This is a genomic window from Shewanella sp. GutDb-MelDb (genome assembly GCF_002836075.1).
In the GTDB taxonomy this organism is placed as follows: Bacteria; Pseudomonadota; Gammaproteobacteria; order Enterobacterales; family Shewanellaceae; genus Shewanella.
This window is the reverse complement of record NZ_PJBM01000205.1, coordinates 1-8,763: the sequence shown is the minus strand read 5'-3', so window position 1 is coordinate 8,763 and position 8,763 is coordinate 1. Positions and strand designations below refer to the sequence as shown.

General features: G+C 41.3%; 6 protein-coding genes. 5 read left to right on the top strand and 1 reads right to left on the bottom strand.

Annotation, left to right across the window (positions count from 1 at the left end; translation table 11 throughout):
- Nucleotides 1-406: 406 nt before the first annotated feature.
- Nucleotides 407-1,987 (bottom strand): isocitrate lyase, encoded by a 1,581-nt coding sequence (locus CXF82_RS10210; RefSeq protein ID WP_101089228.1) that lies wholly within the window; start codon nt 1,985-1,987, stop codon nt 407-409.
- A 110-nt stretch (nt 1,988-2,097) separates the two neighbouring features.
- Here CXF82_RS10210 and CXF82_RS10205 point away from each other — a divergent pair, with 110 nt between their 5' ends.
- From CXF82_RS10205 to CXF82_RS10185, 5 genes are all read left to right on the top strand, one after another.
- Entirely contained in the window at nt 2,098-3,048 is a 951-nt protein-coding gene (locus tag CXF82_RS10205; RefSeq protein ID WP_101089227.1) for a LysR family transcriptional regulator, read from the top strand.
- 213 nt (nt 3,049-3,261) lie between these two features.
- Nucleotides 3,262-5,439 carry a malate synthase G gene (locus CXF82_RS10200; protein WP_102044137.1) on the top strand — a complete coding sequence of 726 codons (2,178 nt, stop codon included), beginning with the start codon at nt 3,262-3,264 and terminating at the stop codon, nt 5,437-5,439.
- A 770-nt stretch (nt 5,440-6,209) separates the two neighbouring features.
- Nucleotides 6,210-6,914, top strand: coding sequence for a response regulator (locus CXF82_RS10195; RefSeq protein WP_102044136.1), 705 nt, complete (start codon nt 6,210-6,212; stop codon nt 6,912-6,914).
- Complete coding sequence (creC, locus tag CXF82_RS10190) at nt 6,914-8,386, top strand: two-component system sensor histidine kinase CreC (RefSeq protein WP_102044135.1); 1,473 nt, start codon at nt 6,914-6,916, stop codon at nt 8,384-8,386. The genes CXF82_RS10195 and creC overlap by 1 nt, the downstream gene beginning before the upstream one ends.
- Before the next feature lie 73 nt (nt 8,387-8,459).
- On the top strand, nt 8,460-8,763 hold a 304-nt coding region (locus tag CXF82_RS10185; protein WP_180961196.1), incomplete at its 3' end, for an inner membrane CreD family protein.

The following is an 8,763-nucleotide window of genomic DNA, read 5'->3' as shown; positions in this document are numbered from 1 at the left end:
ATATTGTCTTTATCTATCAATCAGTGACGTCATTCCGAAACATGACCCTTTCGACAGCCCTTAACAATGCTGATTTCCTATTTATTTATCCGGCTATTTAAGGAGAATAATGAAAGTGAATTAAGCGTTAAAACTATTCTAAATATGAACTCTCAGTAGGTATTAGATAATGTCTATCATTACATTGTGAATTTTTTTGATTTTAAAATCATACGTAGACACGTCAATTGACAGTTATCTCTATTCTATATAGTTATGGTCGGTTGAAAATATTTCAATGCAACATTTCATCTAGATGAAATGTTTAGATGTAAAAAGGCCTGCATTAGAGCAGGCCTTTTAGCGTTAGCTTACTTTGGGGCTAAGTCCACTTCAAAAAACTTAGTAAATCCAAAGACGACATTAGCTAAAATTGGTTCATGGTGTTGTCTTTACCCGATGCTTTAAGCGCTTGGTCACCAGAGAAGTATTCTTTATGAGCATCACCCATATCAGAACCTGCCATGTTTTGATGTTTAACACATGCAATACCTTGGCGGATCTCTTTACGCTGTACGTTGGCGACATAACCAAGCATACCTTGGTCGCCAAAGTACTCTTTGGCAAGGTTATCAGTCGATAGCGCAGCAGTATGATAAGTCGGTAACGTAATAAGATGATGGAAAATGCCGGCTTCACGAGCAGAATCGGATTGGAAAGTACGGATTTTTTCATCTGCCTGAATGGCGAGTTCAGTAGTATCGTAATCGACACTCATCAACTGTTCACGGTTATAAGCTGTCACATCTTGGCCAGCCTCTTTCATTGCGTCAAACACTTGCTGACGGAAGTTAAGAGTCCAGTTGAACGATGGTGAGTTGTTATACACCAGCTTGGCATTTGGAACGGTCTTACGGATCTCGTTAACCATGGCACCAATCTGAGATACATGTGGCTTCTCAGTTTCAATCCAAAGTAGATCTGCGCCATTTTGTAATGAAGTAATGCAATCCAATACACAACGCTCTTCACCTGTACCTGCACGGAACTTAAACAGTCCGTTTGGTAAACGAGAAGGTTTAACGAGTTGTCCGCCTTGCTGGAAGACAACATCACCGTTTGCAAGTTCGGCTGCATCGATAGCCTCAACTTCAAGGAATGAGTTGTATTGGTCACCCAAATCACCAGCTTCGCTAGTCACGGCAATCTTTTGAGTCAAACCGGCACCCAAAGAATCGGTACGAGCTACAATGACGCCGTCATCAATTCCGAGTTCTAAAAATGCATAACGCACTGCGTTTATTTTTGCTAAAAACTCAACATGTGGGACGGTGACTTTTCCGTCTTGGTGGCCACACTGCTTAACATCAGACACTTGGTTTTCTAACTGAATACAACAAGCGCCGGCTTCAATCATCTGCTTAGCCATCAGATAGGTGGCTTCTTCATTACCAAAACCAGCGTCAATATCGGCGATAATTGGTACTACGTGAGTTTCAAAGTTATTAATTTTATCTTGAATCGCGCTCTTTTCACTTGCACTAGCAGCGTCTAGCTGACGGAATAAGCCGCCTAATTCGCGCGCATCGGCTTGGCGAAGGAAGGTGTACAATTCTTTGATGAGGGCCGCTACAGACGTCTTCTCATGCATTGATTGGTCAGGGAGGGGACCAAACTCACTACGAAGCGCCGCAACCATCCAACCAGAAAGGTATAAGTAACGACGTTTAGTGGTTAGCAGATGTTTTTTAATCGAAATCATTTTTTGCTGGGCGATAAAACCATGCCAACAACCGAGAGACTGGGTGTACTGCGAAGTGTCCTTATCGTAGTTGTCCATATCTTCACGCATAATCTTGGCAGTATACTTAGCGATGTCCAACCCAGTTTGAAAACGATTCTGTAACCGCATACGCGCTACTGATTCTGGGTTGATTGCATTCCATGCACTACCTTCTGCATTAATCAAGGTAGCGGCTTCATCGATGTTAGTTCTGTAGTTTGTCATGCGTATATTCCTTTAACAATATGATTGGCGGCAATTGATTACGTTGAAAATATTAGTTAGATTTGGTTAAATAAGTCTAATTTATAGTTTCTATTCTCGGTATTTATCTTATGAATATATCTCGTATCGACCTGAATTTGTTGGTTTATTTAGATGTTTTACTACGTGAACGAAATGTTACCAGAGCAGCTGATCAACTAGGAATCAGCCAACCCGCGATGAGTAATGGTCTAAAAAGGTTGCGGACATTGTTTGATGATCCCTTGCTCATTAGGACTAGCCAAGGGATGACGCCCACTGAAAGAGCGCAAGAGTTGCAGCCAACAATAAGCGAGTTAATGATTGGTTTAGAAAAAGCCGTACAGCCACGTGCCGATTTTAATGCTGCAGAAAGTGAAAAAGTCTTCCGTGTTATGGCAAGTGATTATGCTGAAGCGACATTGATCCCACCGCTTATTGCAAAGCTTCGTACTGAAGCGCCTAATATTATTCTTGATATCATGACCCCAAGCGACGTCAATTTCCCTGATGTAGAACAAGGAAGAGTCGATATGGTGATCAATCGATTTGATAGTATTCCACAATCTTTTCATCAAAAAGTACTCTGGAGTGATGACTTTAGTTGCCTGATAAGTAAGACAAATCCTGTATTGGAGAAGTTTTCACTTGAAAGCTATCTAGAAGCCAAACATGTATGGGTTAGCAAGACGGGAATGGGCGTTGGGGTTGGTATGGACCCAGATGATGTACAGCGGTTAGGATGGGTCGATGAAGCGTTAACACGGATAGGCGTTAAGCGACGTATTACTGTATTTACTCGGCATTACCAAGCAGCCTGTTTGTTGGCGGAGCAACAAGATTTGATCGCAACCATACCAAGTAAGATGGCCAGGCAGTACGAGCATAACGACCGTGTTAGCATTGTCGCACCGCCGTTTATCATACAACCCATCGCACTCACTATGGCGTGGAGCCCTTTACTACAGCATAATCCAGCGCATAAATGGATGAGGCAACTGATCACTAAAACAGCCGATAGTTTTAGTCGTGGAAATGGCTAATAAGTTGTATTTAGTCAAAAGTGACGTTAAATAACACCAAAAAGCTATTTTGCATAAGTTTGGTGAATAGTGGGAATAACAGCTATAAACTGGATAAATGTGTATTGCTTGATATAGGGTAAAGAAAATTACCCTTCATAGGTGTAATCAATAGATGGATGATAAGTGCTCGAGCAACTTAAGAGCGGTGCAAAGGATGAACAGGGGCAAAACATGACAACATATATTCAAATCGGTGGTCTACAAGTCGCCACTGAGTTAGCTAATCTCGTCGAAAACGAAATGTGTCCTGGTACAGGAATGAATGCAAAGTCGGTTTGGGCTAAATTCGAAGAGATCGTCACTGAGTTTTCCCCAATCAATCGTCAGCTGTTAGAGAAGCGAGAGCAATTGCAACATCAGTTGGATGAATGGCATGTCGGCAATAAAGGCAATGATTTTGACTCGGACGCCTATAAAGTATTTCTTTACGATATTGGTTACTTAGTCGCTGAAGGTGAACCTTTTTCGATTAGTACTGAAAATGTTGATACCGAAATTACTCAGCAAGCAGGGCCGCAACTGGTCGTTCCCGTTAAGAATGCACGTTTCGCGCTAAATGCTGCAAACGCGCGTTGGGGAAGCTTATATGACGCATTATATGGTACCGATGCAATATCAGAGCAAGATGGCGCAGAGCTCACCAAAAGTTATAATCCTGTGCGCGGAGCCAAGGTGATAGCCTTCGCGAAACAGCATCTTGATACCGCCGCTCCATTGTCTAACGCCAGTCATGCAGAGGTGACTGAATACGTTGTTGACGCTGGTGAGCTAAAGGCAACGCTTAACAATGGCAATATAACAGGACTGGCACAAGCAGAGCGGTTTGTTGGCTATCAAGGTTCAAAGCTGAGCCCTAGTGCTATTTTACTGAAAAATAACGGTCTACATATTGAGATCCAGATTGATGCTACCAGTGTCATAGGTAAAAGCGATCTTGCTGGCGTGAGTGATTTGTTAGTCGAAGCCGCAGTCACAACCATTATGGATTGTGAAGACTCAGTGGCCGCTGTTGACGCTGAAGATAAAGTTGAGATCTATCGTAATTGGCTAGGATTGATGCAAGGTAACTTGTCTGCTTCAGTATCCAAAAATGGCAAAGAGATTATCCGCCAGCTTAATGAAGACCGTACATACCTCAATCCTAAAGGTCAAAAATTGGTCCTTGCGGGTAGAAGCTTACTCTTTGTGCGTAATGTTGGGCATCTAATGACCATCAATGCTGTGCTAGATAAAGAGGGCAGGGAAGTTCCTGAAGGGATCTTAGACGGTATGCTCACCGTACTTGCTGCAATGCATGATCTTAAAGGAAATAACAATAATCGAAGTAACAGCCGCAAGGGCTCAGTCAATATTGTTAAGCCCAAGATGCATGGTCCAGAAGAGGTTAAATTTACTTGTGATCTGTTTACTAAAATTGAAGACGCATTAAAGCTTGCCCGTAATACCATTAAAGTGGGCATTATGGATGAAGAGCGTCGTACTACCGTTAACCTTAAAGAGTGTATACGGGTGGCATCAGAGCGTGTGGTGTTTATCAATACTGGCTTTTTAGATAGGACCGGGGATGAGATCCATACGTCAATGCAAGCAGGACCTTTTGTAGCAAAATCGCTGATGAAACAACAGAAATGGATAGCAGCGTATGAAGATTGGAATGTTGATATTGGTTTAGAGTGCGGTCTGCAAGGCCGTTCACAAATAGGTAAGGGTATGTGGCCGATGCCTGACGAAATGGCCGCCATGTTAGCGCAGAAGATAGGGCACCCTAAAGCGGGCGCAAATACGGCTTGGGTTCCTTCACCCAATGGCGCTGTACTGCATTCTACCCATTACCATCAAGTCAATGTTAGGGATGTGCAGGACCAACTCAAGCTAAGATCACGCGCAAAGCTCGATGATCTGCTCACCATCCCTTTAATGCTCGAACCTGATACGTTGTCAGCAGAGCTTAAAGCCTTTGAATTAGAAAATAATGCCCAAGGTATATTAGGTTATGTGGTGCGTTGGATTGATCAAGGGGTGGGTTGCTCCAAAGTGCCTGATATCAATAACGTTGGTTTAATGGAAGACAGAGCGACATTAAGGATCTCTTCACAGCATCTGGCCAATTGGTTAGCACACGGAATATGCACTGAAGATGAAGTAATGGCTGCACTTAAAAAGATGGCGGCGGTGGTTGATAGTCAGAATAAAGTGGATAAACTCTATATCAATATGGCACCTAATTTTGATGGTATTGCGTTTAAAGCGGCTTGTGATCTAGTATTTAAAGGGCAAGAGCAACCATCCGGCTATACCGAACCTCTTTTACATGCTTATCGCATCCAAGCTAAATCGAAAACATGTTAAGTCGATAACAACAGCTAAAGCCAGTTAAGGCTCATTATCGTCAATACAGTTACATAATATCATGCTTTATATTGTGTACTTTTATAAAAAATTGATTTTATGTAACATATATTAAAGATGAAAAAAGTGAGAATAAAACCTTGCTAGATCTGCAATTATTAGGGAGTAGACTTGATGACCTAGTGTTATGTGAATTTATGCTACCATCAAATAAAGCTTTAGAATAAATGCTTTATATAAATATCACATAAATGCATCAAGTTTATTTTCAACAATTAGCGGTTGTGTAGAAACAATATTTGATCGTACTAAAGCATACTAACTAATATGGATAGGTCGCGCGAAGCCGCGTCCTTATCCCAAGTGTTCAACAAGCCCTGTTTGAAGTGATCGTTATCAGGCTACATTTCGTTAGTCAGCATGCCCCTCAGCGCAATGGTCAACAGCTTAAAACTTTAATTTCAGTCTCTTAAATTAACTTTACATCGTATCAGTTAAACCATTACCGTTATTTCCAGCGTTAAATCATGACTTTTAAGTTTATCGGTCGTTTTAGTACGCCCATAAAACAGATTGGTTGCTGGCGAGATATCTTGTACGTAAATTTCTGGCTTCTTGCCTAGGTAAGTTTCAGATGTTAATGCCTCACTTTTCCTTTTAAGTCTCCCTTACGCAAAATTTGACACCAACAATATGATTATTATGTCGATTTATTATATCGCTCTAAGTTAAGCTAGCTGCCTAGAATGTAAAGTAAAAGGGTTAACTAGGTGAACGCTAAAGCGACGATAGTCATCATTGAAGATGAGTCCGCCATTGCAGAGAATCTTATCCATGTATTAGAAATGGATGGCTTTAAAGTGTGCTGGTTTGCAACCGGTGAACAAGGCTTGGCATTTTTGACTGAGAATATGGTTGATCTTTTGGTGCTTGATGTTGGTTTGCCCGACGTGAATGGTTTTGAGCTGTGTAAAACCATTCGAGATTTTTCTGATTTACCGATTATCTTTTTAACCGCGAGAAACGATGAGATAGATAGGGTCGTAGGTTTAGAAATTGGCGCAGATGATTACGTCACCAAACCTTTTAGCCCTAGAGAGATGTTGGCTCGAATTAAATTACGCATTAAGCGAGCGATAACGCATAGTATTGTAGTGGATAATAAGAAGACCATTGAACACACTCTAAATGGAGGTTTGCAGCCTATAAATTTTGATTATTGTGTTAATGGTCAGATGCTTGGTTTAACCGCAGTAGAGTTTAAAATTTTAAACAAGTTAATGAAGGACGCTGGCAATATACTCAGTCGAGAGCAGTTACTTGTCGCTGCCGATCTCGCGCCCTCAGCTGCCTATGAGCGAAACATCGATTCTCATATTAAGGCTATCCGGAGTAAACTTAAGCCGTTTGAATTGTCTGAATTTGTTAAGACTAAACGTGGTTTTGGTTATTTTTACAGTGAGAAGCTTGTGTAATGACCCACTGGCCAAAGATCCCGTTAGGGTTAAGATTATTTTCGCTGTATTTCATTCTTGTTGGTGTCACGGCTTATATGGTCAGTACTACCGTTATTCAAGAGCTTAAGCCTACCGTCCGCCAAACAACCGAAGAAACCCTTATTGACATGGCTAATTTGTTAGCCGTTCTCGCTGAGGAAGAAGTGGCTAATAATCTTATTTCAGAAAGCCGCTTCTCTAAGTTACTTGCAGCCTATGGACAGCGTGAACTTGAGTCCCGTACGTGGGAGCTAGGTAAAAAAGCGCCTAATCACCGCATCTATATTACCAATAAAAATGGCATTGTGATTGCTGATTCTTGGCAGCAAGATGTGGGTGAAGATTATTCACAGTGGAACGATGTGTATTTAACCTTGCGGGGAAAATATGGCGCGCGCAGTACAACAGAGAACTCCAACGATCCTTCATCGTCGGTGATGCATGTTGCTGCGCCAATCTATCATGACAATACCATTATTGGCAGCGTCACGGTTGCCAAAGCTAACCGTTCTGTACAGCCATATATAGACCTTTCTAAGCGAAATGTTCTTTATTGGATGATATTAATGAGTGGCTTAGTGTTACTTGCTGGTGGGATTTTTTCATGGCGGATCCATTCAGCTTTGCACAAACTAGAAGATTACGCTGATAAAATGGGTCGCGGCGAAAAAGTGATTAAACCCACATTTCGCGTATTCTATGAATATGGCAACTTGAGCGATGCCTTAGAGAAAATGCGAGAGCAAATTGATGGTAAAAAATATGTAGAGCAGTATGTAGAAACGCTCACTCATGAGTTAAAGAGTCCGCTTTCAGCAATAAAAGGGGCCAGCGAAATTCTACAAACGCCGTTATCTACAGATAAAGTCACACGCTTTTCAGCTAATATCGAGCGTGAAAGCGATCGTATGCAATCTTTAATTGATAAATTATTGGAGCTTGCTAGGTTAGAAAAGCGGCCACAGCTGGATGCATTGGTGCAAATTAATCTACACGACATTATAAACGAGATTAACTTGGCATCTGAGGTACGGTTAATCGCTAAGTCGGTCACATGTCAGTTTGAAAATCATGCATTACAAGATAAAGGCAACACTTACCACGTATTGGGAGACGAGTTTTTATTTAAACAAGCGCTGTTCAACTTGATGGATAATGCGATTGATTTTGTTAACCCGAACGGCACTATTAAATGGTCACTGACGTGTGACAGCTATGGGGTTTTGCTTACTATTGACAATACTGGCCCGCAGATCCCCGAATACGCTATGGAGCGTATTATTGAACGTTTTTACTCCTTACCAAGAGAAAATGGCATTAAAAGCACCGGTTTAGGGCTCAATTTTGTTGAACAAGTAGTTAAGCTGCACCATGGTTTACTCAAGATAGAGAATGTTCTTCAGGGCGTTAGAGTCTCTATCATTTTACCTAGAAGCACAAACTCCATCTAATCTCCACATTCACTCCATTAAATCTCCAATTGTTATTTATAAAATGAAACAATCAACTATTGGAGAATGACGTGTGAAAAATATACTAAATAATCAGATCGTGACTAAATTGGGGTTTATCCTTTTACTTTTTGTATTACTGCAGATCCCCGTATCGATGGTCAGTAATTTAATCTCTGAGCGTTCTCTGCGTTTACAAGAAGTGCGGGAAGAGATCGCGCGCAGTAGTCATGGCGCACAGCGGATTATTGGTCCGTTTATTAGCGTTAATTATACTAAAATGGTAAATCATGAAGGCAAGTTCTATTCCACTGAATATCGGAAGTATATTTTACCTGAGTCATTTAAAATGAATGCTGACTTAGAAAGCTATGCCA

Excerpts from the sequence above, each read along its gene's own strand:
- CXF82_RS10210 (WP_101089228.1), bottom strand. The coding sequence starts at position 1,987 with ATGACAAACTACAGAACTAACATCGATGAAGCCGCTACCTTGATTAAT.
- CXF82_RS10205 (WP_101089227.1), top strand. The coding sequence starts at position 2,098 with ATGAATATATCTCGTATCGACCTGAATTTGTTGGTTTATTTAGATGTT.
- CXF82_RS10200 (WP_102044137.1), top strand. The coding sequence starts at position 3,262 with ATGACAACATATATTCAAATCGGTGGTCTACAAGTCGCCACTGAGTTA.
- creC (WP_102044135.1), top strand. The coding sequence starts at position 6,914 with ATGACCCACTGGCCAAAGATCCCGTTAGGGTTAAGATTATTTTCGCTG.